The 16,546-nt window shown below is 42.6% G+C and carries 12 protein-coding genes; 8 read left to right on the forward strand and 4 right to left on the reverse strand.

Annotated features, from left to right (window positions below; translation table 11 throughout):
• The first annotated feature begins 21 nt into the window (after nt 1–21).
• A complete protein-coding gene (locus PGR74_RS02020) occupies nt 22–2,328 on the forward strand; it encodes an ABC transporter permease (RefSeq protein WP_270516654.1) in 2,307 nt (768 codons plus the stop codon).
• A 109-nt stretch (nt 2,329–2,437) separates the two neighbouring features.
• Here PGR74_RS02020 and PGR74_RS02025 read toward each other — a convergent pair whose 3' ends face one another.
• The 3 genes from PGR74_RS02025 to PGR74_RS02035 form a co-directional block, all read right to left on the reverse strand.
• Nucleotides 2,438–3,613: a porin gene (locus PGR74_RS02025; protein ID WP_041503692.1), complete on the reverse strand. Its 1,176-nt coding sequence runs from the start codon at nt 3,611–3,613 to the stop codon at nt 2,438–2,440.
• A gap of 88 nt (nt 3,614–3,701) precedes the next feature.
• Entirely contained in the window at nt 3,702–4,763 is a 1,062-nt protein-coding gene (gene ansB, locus PGR74_RS02030) for an L-asparaginase 2 (RefSeq protein ID WP_041503691.1), read from the reverse strand.
• 38 nt (nt 4,764–4,801) lie between these two features.
• A complete protein-coding gene (locus tag PGR74_RS02035; protein ID WP_041504044.1) occupies nt 4,802–6,112 on the reverse strand; it encodes an anaerobic C4-dicarboxylate transporter family protein in 1,311 nt (436 codons plus the stop codon).
• Between the two features lie 212 nt (nt 6,113–6,324).
• Between PGR74_RS02035 and PGR74_RS02040 the strand changes: the two genes are divergently transcribed.
• From PGR74_RS02040 to PGR74_RS02050, 3 genes are all read left to right on the forward strand, one after another.
• Nucleotides 6,325–7,527: a hypothetical protein gene (locus PGR74_RS02040; protein ID WP_110688391.1), complete on the forward strand. Its 1,203-nt coding sequence runs from the start codon at nt 6,325–6,327 to the stop codon at nt 7,525–7,527.
• Between the two features lie 161 nt (nt 7,528–7,688).
• A complete protein-coding gene (gyrB, locus tag PGR74_RS02045) occupies nt 7,689–9,650 on the forward strand; it encodes a DNA topoisomerase (ATP-hydrolyzing) subunit B (RefSeq protein ID WP_041503689.1) in 1,962 nt (653 codons plus the stop codon).
• A 96-nt stretch (nt 9,651–9,746) separates the two neighbouring features.
• Complete coding sequence (locus PGR74_RS02050; protein ID WP_041503688.1) at nt 9,747–10,310, forward strand: TIGR00730 family Rossman fold protein; 564 nt, start codon at nt 9,747–9,749, stop codon at nt 10,308–10,310.
• A 135-nt stretch (nt 10,311–10,445) separates the two neighbouring features.
• Here the strand turns inward: PGR74_RS02050 and nusB are convergent, their stop codons facing one another.
• Nucleotides 10,446–11,393 (reverse strand): transcription antitermination factor NusB, encoded by a 948-nt coding sequence (gene nusB, locus PGR74_RS02055; protein WP_041503687.1) that lies wholly within the window; start codon nt 11,391–11,393, stop codon nt 10,446–10,448.
• 116 nt (nt 11,394–11,509) lie between these two features.
• Here nusB and recN point away from each other — a divergent pair, with 116 nt between their 5' ends.
• The 4 genes from recN (at nt 11,510) to dnaB (ending at nt 16,531) form a co-directional block, all read left to right on the forward strand.
• Nucleotides 11,510–13,168 carry a DNA repair protein RecN gene (gene recN / locus PGR74_RS02060; RefSeq protein WP_041503686.1) on the forward strand — a complete coding sequence of 553 codons (1,659 nt, stop codon included), beginning with the start codon at nt 11,510–11,512 and terminating at the stop codon, nt 13,166–13,168.
• Nucleotides 13,169–13,302: 134 nt separating this feature from the next.
• Nucleotides 13,303–14,130 carry an enoyl-ACP reductase FabI gene (locus PGR74_RS02065; RefSeq protein ID WP_041503685.1) on the forward strand — a complete coding sequence of 276 codons (828 nt, stop codon included), beginning with the start codon at nt 13,303–13,305 and terminating at the stop codon, nt 14,128–14,130.
• Between the two features lie 44 nt (nt 14,131–14,174).
• Nucleotides 14,175–14,747 (forward strand): 3'-5' exonuclease, encoded by a 573-nt coding sequence (locus tag PGR74_RS02070; protein ID WP_041503684.1) that lies wholly within the window; start codon nt 14,175–14,177, stop codon nt 14,745–14,747.
• A gap of 245 nt (nt 14,748–14,992) precedes the next feature.
• Nucleotides 14,993–16,531, forward strand: a complete 1,539-nt coding sequence (gene dnaB, locus PGR74_RS02075) for a replicative DNA helicase (protein WP_041504043.1) — start codon at nt 14,993–14,995, stop codon at nt 16,529–16,531.
• The last annotated feature ends 15 nt before the right edge of the window (nt 16,532–16,546 follow it).

Raw genomic sequence — 16,546 nt, forward strand, 5'->3', positions numbered from 1 at the left:
TTTGGACTAAAAATAATCCGTATGAATTTATCGAATTTAAAAATATTTTTTAGAAACCTGCAGAGAAATAAGCTCTATACTGCTATCACCGTTTCGGGTTTTGCCTTTTCCATGGCTTTTGTTATCTTGTTGAGCGTATATATTCATCAGGAACTGTCGGTAGATAATTTCCATAGTAAGAAGGATAGGATTTACAGGGCGATTGCCGATTACGGTTCTTATTTCGGCACTTTGGTGGGAGGGGAGTTGGCTTCAAAATATCCGGAAATCGAATCGTATACCCGAATCTTTCAGCAAAATGTAATTGTTACCGACGAACAGGGGCAGAAGTCGGACATAAATATTCTTATGGCGGATTCCTCTTTTTTTAATATCTTCTCTTTTCGTTTGTTGGAGGGAGACCCGAATGAGGTGTTGTGTACGACCAGAGGTATCGTTCTTTCTCAATCTTATGCCCGCAAGTTGTTTGGCGACAAATCGGCTATCGGGCGGGAGGTGATTGTTAACGAGCAACATCGGTTAAAGGTAACCGGAATCATGGAGGATATGCCCAAGGATACCCATTTCGATGCATGCGATGCGATGGTTAATTTTGAATTTATTGCCCAATTGTGGGGAGACCCGGATCTTTTGACGAATAATAATAATAATTCGTTCGGGCTGTATTTTCTGGTTAAACCCGGTGCGGACCTGGTTTCAAAGATTCCTCAGATTTTGGCTGAATTTAAGGAACATTACTGGATATATCAATCGGAACGTGCAAAGATTTTTGATTTACAGCCCTTGCAGGATATTTATTTTGGCGGGTATGAAGGCAGCGGGACACATGGGAATAGCAAAGTTTTAGTGAGTATTCTAACGGTAATCGTGGTTATTATTTTTCTTTTGGCATTGATTAATTACAACAATCTGTCGATGGCCCGTGCCGGATTTCGGGCGAAGGAGGCTGCCGTGAAAAAAATGCTGGGGGCTGGTAACACCAATCTTTACAAACAGTTTATCGGAGAGTCCGTTTGGCTTTGCATGCTTGCTTTTATCATAGCTGCGATATTGGCTGTAAGTATGGAGCCTTTGTTCAATACCTTGTTGGAGACTGAAATATCTATCAAAGACCATTTCTCTCTTTTTAATCTTATCGGTATTCTGGGATTTGTCGTTTTGACGGGTATCGTTGCCGGCATTATGCCTGCCTGGATGGTTACCCGTTTTAATTCCGTGGAGGTGGTTAAAGGGATGTTTCACCGGAAGAGCAAGAGCGTGTACGGTAAGGTATTGATCTGTTTCCAATTTGTAGTGACGATCGTTTTAATTATCGGCACCTTGGTGATTCGGGGACAAACGGATTATATGCGAAATTATTATTTGGGTTTTGACAAAGAGAACGTTATTTGGTTGACGAACAGGATAAATTATGGCCAGGATGCCGGATTCAGAAGCGAATTATCTCAATTGCCGGAAGTAAAAAGCTGTACTTTCTCTTCGGGAGCTCCCGGTTTTTGGGGAGATAACAACACGTTTGAATCCGAAGGTAAGTGGATCGGTTTTACCGTTTATTGTACGGATACGGCCTTCTTTTCTGTTTTCAATATACCGGTGACTCCTACCGGGATAACGGGTCCGGGGGTTTATCTGAATCGTACGGCCGTAAAAAACCTGGAACTGGAAGGTGAACCTACTTCATACAAACGGAATGGGCGGCTTATTCCCATCTTGGGGATTATGGATGATTTTCATTTCGCCGGATTTAAAGAGGCGATGGGGCCGTTAGAGGTGTCGTTCGGTAATAGATTTGGCAGATCTTTGATTCTGGTGAGGGTTACCGGAAACCCGATAAAGGCATATGAACGGGTAAAGAGCGTGTACGCGAAATTCATCGAAGGACGTCCTTATGGTTCCGGTTTCTTGGACGATAGAATTAATTTGTGGTACAAAGAGGGCGAACGTACCGCTTCTTTGGTAGGTATTTTTTGTTTGTTAGCCGTTATGTTGAGCATGATGGGTATATTGGCTATGTCCACTTATTTTATTCAACAACGATTGCGGGAGATCGGCTTACGCCGGGTAAACGGAGCTTCGATCCGGGAAGTACTGAGGATGTTGATATCCGGTTTTCTCCGGTGGATTCTGTTTGCTTTCGTGATTGCTTGTCCGATCGGTTGGTGGGCGACGGACTACTGGTTATCCGGGTATGTATACCGAATCGGGATTAGTTGGTGGATATTTGTTGTCGCCGGTGTTTTTGCTTGTATCGTGGCCTTATTGATGGTGGGTTGGCAAAGTTACAAAGCGGCAACTCTTAATCCGGTGCATTCGCTGAAAAGCGAATAATCCGAATAGATGATTAAGTGATCGGGTGATTAATTGATCGGAGGGAGGATAAACGATTTCGGGTTGGATTAAAAAATCCGGCAGTTCGAATCTGCCGGATTTTTTTATATTAGAACATCGGTAACTGGTAAATGAATCCAACGGATACCCGTTGAGTATCGTAATTATTGTAACCTGCTGCGCGGTGTGTGAAGTTATAAGAACGTCCGGTAAAGTTAGCGAAGAAATGCAGATTGCTTTCCATCGGATAGTATTCCACACCTGCCAAATAACCGTAAGAAGTACGATATTTACCTTTTTCAATTCCGTCCGTAGCTTTGAATATGGAGGCCGTTTCGTACATTCCTTTGATGAAAACGTTCCATTTCGGTGCCACGCGGTAGTTGAATTTGGCTACCATCGACATGTATTTGGCATTGAAGGCCACGTGGTTGTCCAGGTTGTTTCTTCCGCCTAAAATGTCGGTCATGATTCCTTTACGATCCAAATCTTCGTCAGAATACATAAAGTCGAAATACATATTGAAATCACCCAAGGTTAATTCATTACCCAAAGCGTAATAATACATCTGTTTTTTTTCAGCTTCACTCATGATGGAGGCAGACCAACGGGTTTTGAAGGCTCCGTCGAAGAAATTACCGTTCCAGTTTAAGGTATACACGAGCGGGGCCCGGCCGTTACCGATACCTACTTCGTTGATATCACCGTAAGTCTCTTCTACTGAACCGTTTCTGCTGTCCAAAATCTGAAACTGGATTTGGTGGTTTTCGTTGGCCTGGAAGGCGATATTCAATCCGGTCATGAAGTTACTCATGTATTCGATCATATCGCAATACTCGTAGATCTCGATCGGATTGAGGTCAAATTCGATACCTCCGTAAACGGTACATTGCTTACCGGCAAAAAAAGAAAACTGATCGTTCAGTCTTACTCCGATTCCGGCAATGTCGATAGAGGTCGGCATATTATCGATATTCGTGCTTCCGTTACCGCTTCCCCGGTTCAGACGTTGTCTCCAGCGGTAAGATAACCACGGTGTAACATTGCCTTTGGCCTCGATACGCAATTGGTTCATTTTGAAAGCAGCCTGTTGAAGTCCGTTTACACCTTCGTAGTTAAAATTGGCGTTGAATGTTCCTTGCATGTTCAAATAAAGGTGGAACCAGTCTACTTTCTTTTCGATTTTGGAAACCCTTTCGAAAAGCGTTTTCTCGTTGGATGTACTTTGGGCAAAAAGTCCTTGTACGCAACCCATTACCAATACTAATAATACTATTTTTTTCATAAGATAGCGTTTTCTTTTGGTTTATACCCCGGCAACATTCTTTTTACGGCTTGTATGCCGGGGTGTTTATCTTTATAAAAGAATCAGATTAATATTCGTTGAAATATTCTTGGATCGTCTTCCAGTCGTTGGTTTTTGTTAAGGCGAGCATCAGTAAAATTCTTGATTTCTGAGGATTCAATTCCTGAGAAGCAATGAATTGGTATTGATTATCATCTACTTCGGCATCTAAGGTAGTAGGACCTGTCGGAACTCTGGTTGAGCGAACGACAAGTATACCTTTTTTACGTGCGTTAATCAATTCCGGGAATACATTCTTATGGATGTTGCCATTTCCTAAACCGGCATGAATAATTCCTTTATATCCGCTATTAGCCATCATTTTTACGACATCGCCTTCCATATTTGAATAACTGTAAACGATACCTACTTTCGGAAGAGAATTTAAGTTGGTTACATCGAAAATAGATTGCGTGGTGTGTTTTTTCAACGGACTTTGGTTATAGAAAACTTTTCCATTGTAGATGTATCCGAGGGGACCTGCATTAGGGGCCTGGAATGTTTGTACGTCAATGGTATTCATTTTCAGTACACTTTGAGCTCCCAAAATGATGCCGTTCATGGCTACCAATACGCCTTTGCCCATGGATTCTTTCGCACCGGCCACAACGACGGCATTGTAAAGATTCAACGGTCCGTCAGCACTTAATGCCGTGGAAGGACGCATGGCTCCGACCAATACTACCGGCTTATTGCTTTTTACGGTCAGGTTCAAGAAAAAGGCTGTCTCTTCCATCGTATCGGTCCCGTGAGTGATCACAATACCGTCGATATCTTTTCTGGCCAATAAAGTGTTAATGGTTTTGGCTAATTTTAACCACACGTCGTCTGTCATATCCTGAGAACCGATCTTTACGATTTGTTCACCGGTAACATTGGCAATTTTCTGAATTTCAGGAACGGCAGAAAGCAGGGTGCCAATGGCAACTTGACCGGCCGTGTAATTCGTTCCCGTACTGGAAGATCCTGTACCTGCGATCGTACCTCCCGTGGCAAGAATGTGGATGTTCGGTAATTTTTGTGCAAATACGGTTGCAACCGAGAATAGCGCTAAGGCTATCACCAAACTGATTCTTTTTAACATTTTCATGATTTCTCAATTTTAGTTAAACGATTAAGCTATGTTTATTAAAAAATTTGGACAAATAACAGGCCGAGTCCCACGGCGACAACCGTGGCGATAAGACCGGGCATCATAAATGAATGATTTAATATGTATTTTCCGATATGAGTTGTTCCCGTTCTGTCGAAGTTAATAGCTGCAACGACGGTCGGATAGTTAGGTATGAAGAAATAGCCGTTTACGGCCGGGAACATGGCGATTAACATATAAGGAGATATGCCTAAAGCGATTCCTAAGGGCATAAAGGCTCTTACCGTCGCGGCCTGGCTATAAAGCAAAATAGACATGGCGAAAAGGGCGATTCCGAATAACCAGGGCATTTGGGTAACGATTCCTTCAATGGAGCTTTTTAGTTCTGTCATATTTCCTTGCAGGAAAGTATCACCCATCCACGCGATACCGAAAATTGCGACAACGGCCTGCATGCCGGCGGAGAACACGGAACCCTGTGCGGCTTTTAAGCCGTTGGTTTTCGTTAACATGAGTATTAAAGCTGCTGCTGTCAACATTAGGATTTCGATGATTGAAGGCATATCGAGAATGACGGTTTCTCCGTCGATCAAATAGGAGGGACGGAAACTGTCGAAAGAGCCAAAGAGTACGATAAATACCGTAGCTATAATAAAGACGAATACGGATATGCTGGCGTTTCTTTTATTTTTTACATCCTGGGTTTGGTATTTTTTATTGGAAAATTCTCCGTCGGCCAATCGTTTTTGGTATTCCGGATCATCCACCAGCTCTTTTCCAACCCGCATGGAATAGATCGCTCCTGTCAATACTCCGATCAAGGTTGCGGGAATCGTGACTTTCAGAATATCGAACAGAGAAATGTCATATCCTGCCAATAATCCTAATAGTGCAACCGTCGCCGCGGATATAGGGCTGGCCGTGATAGCCTGTTGGGAGGCTATGACCGCAATTCCCAAAGGACGTTCGGGTCGGATCTTGGTTTCCGTGGCGACCTCTGCGATTACCGGCAGTACGGAATAAGCCACGTGACCTGTTCCGGCGATGAACGTAAAAATGTAAGTTACCAGGGGACTTAAAATGGTTACGTGGGCCGGATTTTTACGGAGTAATCTTTCGGCTACTTTTACCATAAGATCCAATCCTCCGGCAGCTTGCATACAGGCCGCCGCGGATATTACGGCCACAATCATCAACATTACATCGATGGGAGGGGCCGTCGGTTGTAAGCCGAAAACGAAAGTAAGAATTCCTAGTCCGATACCACCCATGACGCCAAGCCCGATACCTCCAAGGCGGGCTCCGACAATGATAGCTGTTAAAACGAATGCTAATTGTAAAATCATCTCATTTAAATTTTCTGTCATTAACCGATTATCGACACATAAGCGTGTATACTTATATTCTTAAAAAAGGTTTCGTTAATTATGTTATAGAATGATTAATATTTATAACGTTATATAATTTTTTTTTGCTTAACCGCATTTTGTCGATAATTTTGTATGGATAATACAAAAAATATACCACGATGGTGTGTTGTTGTTCACAAAATTTTAACATGATGCAAAATCTTTACTTTTTTAATTCGGATAACGAGATGGCAATTGCCAATGGACGAATTAGTTATACTCCTCCCGTGAAGATTATGAAGATGATGAACGATTTGGCATTTTTGCCAGCCTTTTTGGCAGATAAAGGAGATTTCGTCTTGTTAAACAGTCCTTTAGCGGATTGTTTTAAGAAAGAATGCGAGGTTTTTCCTGGGCTGGTCGAATCCGGAATTACCTGGGAAGAAGCGGATCGGATCTTTTTCGATGAATTGCGTCCTTGGGGGTGGAGTCCCAGAGTGCATTATGTATTAAAAAAGTTGAAATCTCAATGTAAAAAAGAGTTTACGGAGAGCGTCATGGGGGAATGGGGTCCGGGACGGGAGGAGTGGTATAGTCGCCGGAAAGTGATCGATTATTTTCACATTTTACGCTCTTATATGGATTTTTCGGATGAGCTTGTCCCGGTAGTATGCTATTCGGTAGAGGAGGTCAAAAGATTATCGGAGAAGGGGAGTATCGTTGTAAAATCGCCTTGGTCTTCTTCGGGAAGGGGAGTATTTATGCTTGAGAAAGGAAAGCTGACCTCTAAGACGATCGAATGGATGAATGGTATATTCCATAGGCAGAAATATGTAATGGTAGAAAAAATGTGGGATAAGGTATGGGATTTTGCCATGGAGTTTGAGATTGACGGCAATGGGATTTCCTCTTTTTTGGGATTGTCTGATTTTTACGTGGGGGGGGAAGGCGGATACAAGGGGAATTACGTGGGAAAACAGGAAAAAATCGAAGAGAAAATTACGCGTTATGTCGGAAAAAAAGATTTTCTGGTTTTGCGGGATACCGTAAATCTGGTTATAGAAAGGTTATACGGTAAAAATTATATCGGTTGCCTCGGGGTCGATATGATGATTTATCGGGACGAACGGGGTGAATATAGGATTCATCCTTGCGTGGAAATCAATTTAAGATACACGATGGGGATTGTGGCTCTCTCTCTTTTCAGGCATTATATGGCAGAAGAGAGTGAAGGGGTGTTTCAAGTGCAATGTTTTTCTCGCCAAGGTGAAGCTTATCGCTATTATTTAGAAACGAAAAGGGATTTTCCCTTGATTGTTGAAGAAGGGAGAATCGTGTCGGGTTGCCTCTCTTTGACACCGGTTCTTGAAGATACGATCTTTATCGCCAATCTGCTGGTCAATGGAAGATAAAATGTGATGTAATGTATTTATTATCAAATATTTGTATTGTGATGTTCCCCCACAAAAATATCTTGTATTCTGCTCGTTTATTTGGACAAAAATGTTTATATTTGCATGTTTAAGAAAGAGGTTGGTATTGTATACAGGAATAAAATAAAATATATAAATCAATGAGTGAAGAATTAGAGCAAGCAGCAGCAAAAGAGTATTCTGCGGATAGTATTCAGGTGTTGGAAGGATTGGAAGCCGTTCGAATGCGGCCTTCCATGTATATAGGGGATGTGAACACGAAGGGGTTACACCATTTGGTATATGAGGTCGTGGATAACTCCATTGATGAGGCATTAGCCGGTTATTGTAAAAATATAGAAGTCACGATAAACGAAGATAATTCGATCATGGTCGAGGATGACGGGCGGGGAATACCGACAGCGCAGCACCATAAAGAGAATCGTTCTGCCTTGGAGGTCGTTATGACCGTTTTGCATGCCGGGGGAAAATTCGACAAAGGTTCTTATAAAGTGTCCGGCGGTTTGCACGGGGTTGGCGTATCGTGTGTGAATGCCTTATCGGAGAAATTGGTGGCATTGGTATATCGCGAAGGAAAAATTTGGAAACAGGAGTATAGCAAAGGGGCTCCTTTAGGAGATGTAGAGGTCGTCGGAGAGACGGATCGTACCGGGACGACGATTTTATTTAAACCCGATGATACGATATTTTACGTAACCGAGTACAAATACGATATCTTGGCGGCTCGTTTACGGGAATTAGCCTATTTGAACAAAGGTATTCGTTTGTCGCTTACGGATAAGCGGATGATAGATCCCGATACGAATGAATATAAATCGGAGGTTTTCTATTCCGAAGAGGGACTGAAAGAATTTGTGGAATATTTGGACGCCAACCGGGAGAAGCTGATAGATGAAACCATTCATATCACTACGGAGAAAAACGGTATACCTATTGAAGTCGCGTTACATTATAACACGGAGTTTAAAGAGAACATATTTTCGTACGTGAATAATATCAATACCATGGAGGGGGGAACTCACTTGGCCGGTTTCCGTCGCGGGTTGACGCAGACTTTGAAAACCTACGCCGAAAATATGGGTATGTTGAATAAGTTAAAGTTTGAAATCAATGGCGACGACTTCAGAGAGGGATTGACGGCAATTATCTCCGTGAAGGTGGCAGAACCGCAATTCGAAGGCCAGACGAAGACCAAGTTAGGAAATACGGAGGTCGGAACAGCCGTTGCGCAAGCGGTTAGTACGGTGTTGGCCAACTATTTGGAAGAGCATCCGAAAGACGCCAGAGCTATTGTGGATAAAGTCATATTGGCGGCGACAGCCCGTCATGCGGCTCGTAAAGCCAGAGAATTGGTACAGCGTAAAACGGTGCTTTCCGGTTCCGGTCTTCCCGGTAAATTAGCTGATTGTTCCGATAATAACGCGGAGAATTGTGAGATATTTTTGGTCGAAGGAGATTCGGCGGGGGGTACGGCCAAACAAGGACGGGATCGTCGTTTTCAGGCTATATTGCCTTTGCGCGGAAAAATATTGAACGTTGAGAAAGCGATGGCCCACCGGGTATGGGAGAGTGAAGAAATTAAAATCATATTCCAGGCATTGGGAATCACGATAGGTACGGCCGAGGATAGCAAGGCGGAAAACCTTGAGAAGATACGTTATCATAAAATTATTATTATGGCCGATGCCGATGTCGATGGAGCGCATATTGCCACGTTGATCATGACTCTCTTTTTCCGTTATATGAGGTCGGTTATCGAGAACGGTTATCTTTATATCGCAACGCCTCCTCTTTATTCCGTGAAGAAGGGGAAGGAGCAGCGTTATTGCTGGACGGAAGAACAGAGACTGCAATTGATACAGGAGATGGGCGGTGGTAAAGAGAATAGCTTGCATATTCAACGTTACAAAGGTCTTGGAGAGATGACGGCGGAACAATTGTGGGATACGACCATGTCTCCGGACGGCAGGACGTTAAGACAGGTCACCATTGAAAATGCTGCCGAAGCGGATCGGATATTCTCCATGCTGATGGGAGATGATGTTCCGCCAAGACGGCAATTCATCGAACAAAACGCTACTTACGCGACGATTGACGCTTGATATAGCGAATAAAATAGTACTGCTTTTCAATGGTTCGGATGTTGTTAGGTTCGACGCTTGTTAAGCGGTATTTTTTTAGAAAATAAATTGAATGGTATGAATATTTGTGTTTTTTGTGCTTCTTCAGAACAAATCGACCCGACTTACGTTCGTGCAGCATCTCTGTTGGGGAAACAAATCGCTGCCCGGGGATGGAATTTGGTTTACGGAGGGACGACTTGCGGGTTGATGCGGGTGGTTGCCGAAGCTACGTTGAAAGGAGGGGGAAGGGTTACCGGGATTATACCTCGCTGTATTGTTGATCGGGGTGTTGCAGCCCGGGATATTTCCGAGTTAACGGTTGTTGATGATATGAAAGAGCGTAAAAGTTTGTTGAGAGAGCGGGCCGATGCTTTTATCGCATTGCCTGGAGGGTGGGGAACGCTGGAGGAGATCACGGAGGTGGTTACGTTGAAACAGTTAGGAGAGCATCATAAACCTATCGTATTCTTGAATACGAATGATTTCTATGAATATTTTTTTCTTTTTATCCATACCATCCAAAAAGAGGGATTTATTTCTTCCGGATACGACCGTATTTTTGAAGTTTTGTCTTCCGTGGAAGAGGCGATGGATTATATAGAAAACTATAAAATAGAAAACTTGCAATTTAAATATTAAAAAAAACTTGCTTTTTTTAAAAACAACTTATAAATTTACCGAAGTGCTTGTATAGCGTAAATTTACTATTGTAGTGATTACAAAAGTTTGGTTAGTTTAGTTTAGAATGTAAAGGGTGGTTTACCACCCTTTACTTTATTCCATAAGTCCACGTCCCATCTTTTGAATTTCGTTGTTTTCTTTCAATAGGGCTACAACTTTGTCTAATACCCCGTTAATGAAACCACTGCTTTTAGGAGAGCAATAGGATTTTGAAATCTCGATGTATTCGTCCAAGGTTACTTTTACCGGTATAGAAGAGAAATATTTCAATTCGGTAATGGCGGTGCTCATAATCAATTTATCCATATCAGAAATCCGGTCTATTTCCCAATTGTAAGCGAATTTATCGATGATTTCCGTGTTTGTATCCTTGTCTAAAATTGTTTTTCTGAAAAGTGTTTTAGCGAAATCGTAATCTTCTTCTTCGTTGTAGAGGGCGATGAAAAACAGATCCTCTTCTTTGAAATTCGATTTCATATTTTTGATTGTCTTGTATACAATACTCAGCACCAGGTCGAAATCGTCATTCCAGAAGATATTTTTTTCTTCCATCGTTTCAAAAAATTCTTCATCCTGAGCGATCAGATCGACGATCATATCCAATACCATTTTTTTATGATCTTCATAACTGATATCGGTCTTTTCCATATAGGTTTTGTAGCATTCCAATTCCGTCAGATGATTGTAAAGTTTGGTTATGATTTCAGGCGTATCGTTCAGGGAAATCAGATTGGCGTTGATATAGGTCTTGAATTTCCGGTTACCGGCGATTTGAGCTATAACCGGATTTTCAATAAATCGAGTATTGGGATTCAGATCTTCTCGCGTCGGTGCTTTTCGGTTTTTGGCCGCATCAATTTTTAAAAAAGCCTTACGTTGGATCTCTGTTATTAATAGAAAAATGTAATAGTATAAATCCGTACTTTTAGATATACTTTTAAACAGATCTTTTTCACCTTCGGCTATCGTGTTTCCCTCTTTTTTAGAGAAAGCGTAGAGAAGTTGCAATACTTTAATTCTAATTAATCTTCTACTCGTCATGTTGAAAGAACTATATTAAATCGGAGCGCAAAAGTACGAATTAAATTCAAAATTGAAAATCGAAAGTTCAAAATAATTGCTATTTTCGCAAAAACTAAAGTCATGAAGAATTTGTTATGATAAGTAGCATCACGATAAATAATTACGCGTTGATCGATCGCACGGAGATCAATATGGCGGGGGGATTCTCTGTAATTACCGGAGAGACGGGAGCCGGTAAATCGATATTGTTGGGGGCGATCGGTTTGACCCTGGGGCAACGTGCGGATTCTTCCGTTATCATGGATAAGAGTCGGAAATGTGTTATCGAGGTGACTTATCAGGTAAAGGGATATGCTCTTGAGAATTGGTTCGCCGAGAACGAGTTGGATTATGACGAGCAGGTAATCGTGCGCCGGGAGATTGCGGTTGACGGAAAATCCCGTGCCTTTATCAACGATACACCGGTAAACAACAAGATGTTGAAAGAGTTGGGCGATTTTTTGGTTGATATTCATTCGCAACATCAGTCTTTGCTTATCGGACAGCCCGAATATCAGTTAAACGTGCTGGACAGTTATTGCGGAAATCAGGAATTATTGGCTGCCTATCAAATCCGGTATAGGGAGCGTCAAAGATTGATTGCCGAATTGGCACGGTTAAAAGAGCGGGTTCTTGCCGCGGAGAAGGAAGAAGATTATTTGAAATTTCAATTCAATCAGTTGGATGCGGCCAATTTGAGAATGGGGGAGCAACGAGAGCTGGAGGAGGAGCAGAGGGTGTTGGCCAATGCCGAAAATATAAAAACCACTTTTTTGGAGTTAAGCTACCTGTTAACGGGTTCCGATACTCCGCTCGTGCAACAGTTGAAAGGTGTTAAAAATCATATATCGGCTTTGAGAAATGTCGTAAAAGAGGCTGCCGGATACGAGGAACGGTTGCAGTCGATCATTTTGGAACTTGAAGATATGGCTGACGAGTCGGAGAGATTGGGAGAGCGTATAGAATATACCCCGGACCGTGTTGAGAGTGTGGAGGGGCGTTTGAATGTAATATATGATTTATTACACAAACATAGGGTTGAGGGAGTGGAAGATTTAATTCGGATAAAAGAGGATATCGGTATTAGGTTGAAAGGTATAGTTTCCTTTTCTGAACAAATAGATATATTGCAAAAGAAGATAGAAGATCTGGAAAAAGAGATGGAGAAATTGGCCGGGAGGATTCACAAAAGCCGGGTGGAAGGAGAAGGTAAGATGAAAGAGGAGATGCGTGCCTTGTTGGTCGGTTTAGGAATTAAGCATGCCGTATTTTCGATCTCCATCAATCCTCTCGATCATTTCGTCGCGTCCGGAAAAGATGATGTGCAGTTCAAGTTTGCTGCAAATAAAAATCAAGAACCGGGAGAGTTGTCGAGAGTCGCATCGGGAGGAGAGATATCGAGACTCATGTTATCCTTGAAATATATACTTTGCAGGAACAGGCAATTACCGGTCATTATCTTTGATGAAATTGATACGGGAGTATCGGGAGAGATCGCTCATAGAATGGCTTCCATGATGAGGGAAATGTCTTGCCGGATGCAGGTTATCAGTATTTCCCATTTGCCTCAGATAGCGGCGGCCGGGACGAATCATTTCAAGGTATACAAGGAAGACGGGCAAGCTAACACGGTATCCCGCATCAAATGGCTTGATGAGGAGGAACGAATCAGGGAGATTGCCGGAATGATCAGTGGGCATGAGATCAGTAAAGCGGCGTTGGAAAATGCCCGTTTGCTTGTTCGAAGCTATTAGCATCCATCAAATGCCGATCGGCAGGAGATATTTTTATACTGCTTTTTACTAAAAAATGTTTTTTATCTCCTGCTTTCCGAAAAAGAGAACTACCTTTGTATAAGTTTTGACAAAGTAGAATTAAATTTTTAAGTATGAGTTACAATTTATTGAGAGGTAAAAAGGGGATTATTTTTGGTGTTCTGAATGATAAATCGATTGCTTGGAAAGTAGCGGAAAAGTGTTTGGAAGAGGGAGCTCAAATCGTTTTGACCAATACGGAATTATCCATTCGGATGGGTGAGGTGAAGGATTTTGCGGCTAAAAATAATATCCCGTTGATCCCGGCAGATGCTACGAATACGGAGGATTTGGAGAGGTTGTTTAAGGAAGCCATGGATCATTTGGGAGGGAGAATCGATTTTATCCTGCATTCGGTGGCTATGTCGCTGAATGTACGTAAAAAACGATCATACGATAATTTGGATTACGATTTTTTACAAAAAACATTGGATATTTCAGCCGTTTCGTTTCATAAGGTATTGCAAACGGCTAAAAAATTGGATGCTATCAACGAGTGGGGGTCTGTGGTCGCTCTTTCTTATGTAGCGGCACAGCGTACGATGTTCGAGTATAACGATATGGCAGACGCGAAAGCGATGTTGGAATCCATCGCCCGTAGTTTTGGATATATTTACGGAAGGGAAAAGCGAATCCGGGTAAATACGATATCCCAATCGCCGACTGTTACGACTGCCGGGAGCGGAATCAAAGGTTTCGATTCTTTGATTGATTTTGCAGAAAGGATGTCTCCTTTGGGGAACGCCACGGCGGATGAGTGTGCGGACTATTGTATTACGTTGTTTTCGGATTTGACGCGGAAAGTGACCATGCAGAATTTATATCATGATGGCGGATTTTCGAGTATGGGAATGAGTTATAGGGCTATGCACCAGTATAATAAAAGTTTCGATAACGAGTAATCAAGTTCCGGGAGATTCCAGGGGCTTGCTATTAAAATATTGTTATGTATTTATTTTTCGATACGGAAACGACGGGTTTGCCGAAGCGTTGGAACGCTCCCGTGACGGATGTGGACAATTGGCCGAGATTGGTTCAATTGGCGTGGGTTATGTGTGATGATAAAGGAGGGATCATAGAAAAACGGAATGATATCATTAAACCGGAAGGATTTACGATTCCGGAAGAGTCTTCGCGAATACACGGAATAACAACGGCTAAAGCGATGTCCGAAGGAGAGGATATAGAATCTGTTTTGACTTTATTTTCCGACAGGATGGATGAAGCTTATGCTCTTGTCGCTCATAATATTAGTTTTGACGAATGCATTGTGGGTGCGGAATTTGAACGGAACAGAATGATGACCTCCTTATTTTTGAAGCCTAAATATTGTACGATGAAGCTTTCCAAGGCATACTGCCAATTGCCCGGCAAGCAGGGCTTCAAATCTCCGAAGTTATCCGAATTGCATCAGATTTTGTTTGGCGCGGGATTTGACGATGCTCACAATGCGTTGGCGGATGTCGAGGCTACCGTTCGCTGTTTCTGGAAATTAAAAGAATTGAAAGTAATTCAATGATTCGGAGGTCCTGTGATTGGGAGAGTCGTTACCGGTTGTTTTTAGGGTCGGACTGTGTAGCGTCGGCTAAAAATCCGGCCGTACATTTTGACAATACGAGTTTTGAGTTTAAAATAATTACTATCTTTGAATCAATAAAAATGGAGATAGCTCGGCGAATGATGTTGTAACAGGAAACAAATGCTTGTTCGATAATTTTGTATATGGATATTATTGTTGGACAATCTTTTGTAAATCAAAAAAGTATGGCTAAAAGATCGGAATATAATTATAAATCATTGCAATCGGATTACGGAAAGATGCCTCCTCAGGCAATTGATCTGGAAGAAGCGATTTTGGGTTCATTGATGTTGGAGAAGGATGCTTTCATTATGGTGAGCGATTTTTTGAAGCCGGATTGTTTTTACAAAGAGTCTCACCAGAAGATATATCAAGCTATTCAGAATTTATCTATTAATAACGAACCTGTCGATTTACTTACGGTTAGCGAAGAGTTGAAACGCCTCGGACTTCTGGAGGAGGTGGGGGGACCTTACTATTTGTCTCAATTGACTTCCCGGGTCGCCTCAGCCGCACATATCGAGTTTCACGCTCGTATTATCGTGCAGAAATACATTCAGCGGGAGTTGATACGGGTATGTACGGATATTCAAAATCGGGCTTACGATGATGCCACGGATGTAGCCGATTTGGTGGATATGGCCCAAAAGACCGTTTTTGAGATAGCCGAAGGTAATATAAAGAAGGAGACGACGGCAATTAATGCCATTATCGACGAAGCGCTCAAGGGAATCGAGTTGGCCGGGAAACGTCCTGACGGTTTAAGCGGAATTCCTTCCGGTTTTACCGCTCTCGATGAAATCACTTCCGGCTGGCAGCCTTCGGATCTCGTGATTATAGCAGCCCGTCCATCCATGGGTAAGACGGCATTTGTTTTATCTATGGCTCGAAACATGGCTGTTATGCATAAGCAGCCCATCGCTTTGTTCTCGTTGGAGATGTCTTCGGTGCAATTAGTGAACCGTTTGATTGCCAGCGAGACGGAATTAGGATCTGAAAAAATACGAAACGGACGATTGACGGATGACGAATGGCAGCAACTTCATGCCAAGATAAGAGCGTTGATGAATGCTCCGATTTACGTGGACGACACGCCTGCGCTCTCCATATTTGAATTGAGGGCCAAATGCCGGCGTTTGCAACAGCGATACGGTATAAAGGTTTTGATTATCGATTATTTGCAGTTAATGACTGCGGGAGCCGATATGCGAGGTAACCGGGAACAGGAGGTGAGTATGATTTCCCGCCAGTTGAAAATTATAGCCAAGGAGTTGAATATTCCGGTCATAGCGTTGTCTCAGTTGAACCGGGGGGTAGAACAACGTACGGGAGAGTCTAAAAAACCCATGTTATCGGATTTGCGCGAATCCGGAGCCATTGAACAGGATGCGGATATGGTACTTTTCATTCATCGTCCGGAAAGATACGGAATCTTGGAGGACAGTATGGGAAACAGTTTAAAGGGGATAGCGGATATCATTATTGCCAAGCATCGTAACGGAGCCGTAGGAGAGGTGCAATTACGCTTCAGGAACGAGCTGGCTCAGTTTTGTGATTTGGAAAGAACTTCGCCTTTTGCTTTTGAGAATACGGATGTCGTGACGAGAACATTCAGTTCCAAAATGAACGAGGACACCTTACCGGTAGAGCCCCTGAATACGGATTTTAAAGAAGGAGGCGCAAGTTTTGAACGTGCTGTCAACACGAACGACGCACCTTTTTAATCGGAATAAGTAAAT

This window comes from Sanguibacteroides sp. AM78-02pH3A (assembly GCF_027666085.1).
Classification (GTDB): domain Bacteria; phylum Bacteroidota; class Bacteroidia; order Bacteroidales; family Marinifilaceae; genus Gabonibacter; species Gabonibacter massiliensis.

What these genes read in the sequence shown, in the direction of transcription:
- PGR74_RS02050 (WP_041503688.1), top strand. Translation starts at nt 9,747, where the DNA reads ATGAATATTTGTGTTTTTTGTGCTTCTTCAGAACAAATCGACCCGACT.
- PGR74_RS02065 (WP_041503685.1), top strand. Translation starts at nt 13,303, where the DNA reads ATGAGTTACAATTTATTGAGAGGTAAAAAGGGGATTATTTTTGGTGTT.
- PGR74_RS02070 (WP_041503684.1), top strand. Translation starts at nt 14,175, where the DNA reads ATGTATTTATTTTTCGATACGGAAACGACGGGTTTGCCGAAGCGTTGG.
- ansB (WP_041503691.1), bottom strand. Translation starts at nt 4,763, where the DNA reads ATGAAAATGTTAAAAAGAATCAGTTTGGTGATAGCCTTAGCGCTATTC.
- gyrB (WP_041503689.1), top strand. Translation starts at nt 7,689, where the DNA reads ATGAGTGAAGAATTAGAGCAAGCAGCAGCAAAAGAGTATTCTGCGGAT.
- nusB (WP_041503687.1), bottom strand. Translation starts at nt 11,393, where the DNA reads ATGACGAGTAGAAGATTAATTAGAATTAAAGTATTGCAACTTCTCTAC.
- PGR74_RS02040 (WP_110688391.1), top strand. Translation starts at nt 6,325, where the DNA reads ATGATGCAAAATCTTTACTTTTTTAATTCGGATAACGAGATGGCAATT.
- PGR74_RS02025 (WP_041503692.1), bottom strand. Translation starts at nt 3,613, where the DNA reads ATGAAAAAAATAGTATTATTAGTATTGGTAATGGGTTGCGTACAAGGA.
- PGR74_RS02020 (WP_270516654.1), top strand. Translation starts at nt 22, where the DNA reads ATGAATTTATCGAATTTAAAAATATTTTTTAGAAACCTGCAGAGAAAT.
- PGR74_RS02035 (WP_041504044.1), bottom strand. Translation starts at nt 6,112, where the DNA reads ATGATTTTACAATTAGCATTCGTTTTAACAGCTATCATTGTCGGAGCC.
- dnaB (WP_041504043.1), top strand. Translation starts at nt 14,993, where the DNA reads ATGGCTAAAAGATCGGAATATAATTATAAATCATTGCAATCGGATTAC.
- recN (WP_041503686.1), top strand. Translation starts at nt 11,510, where the DNA reads ATGATAAGTAGCATCACGATAAATAATTACGCGTTGATCGATCGCACG.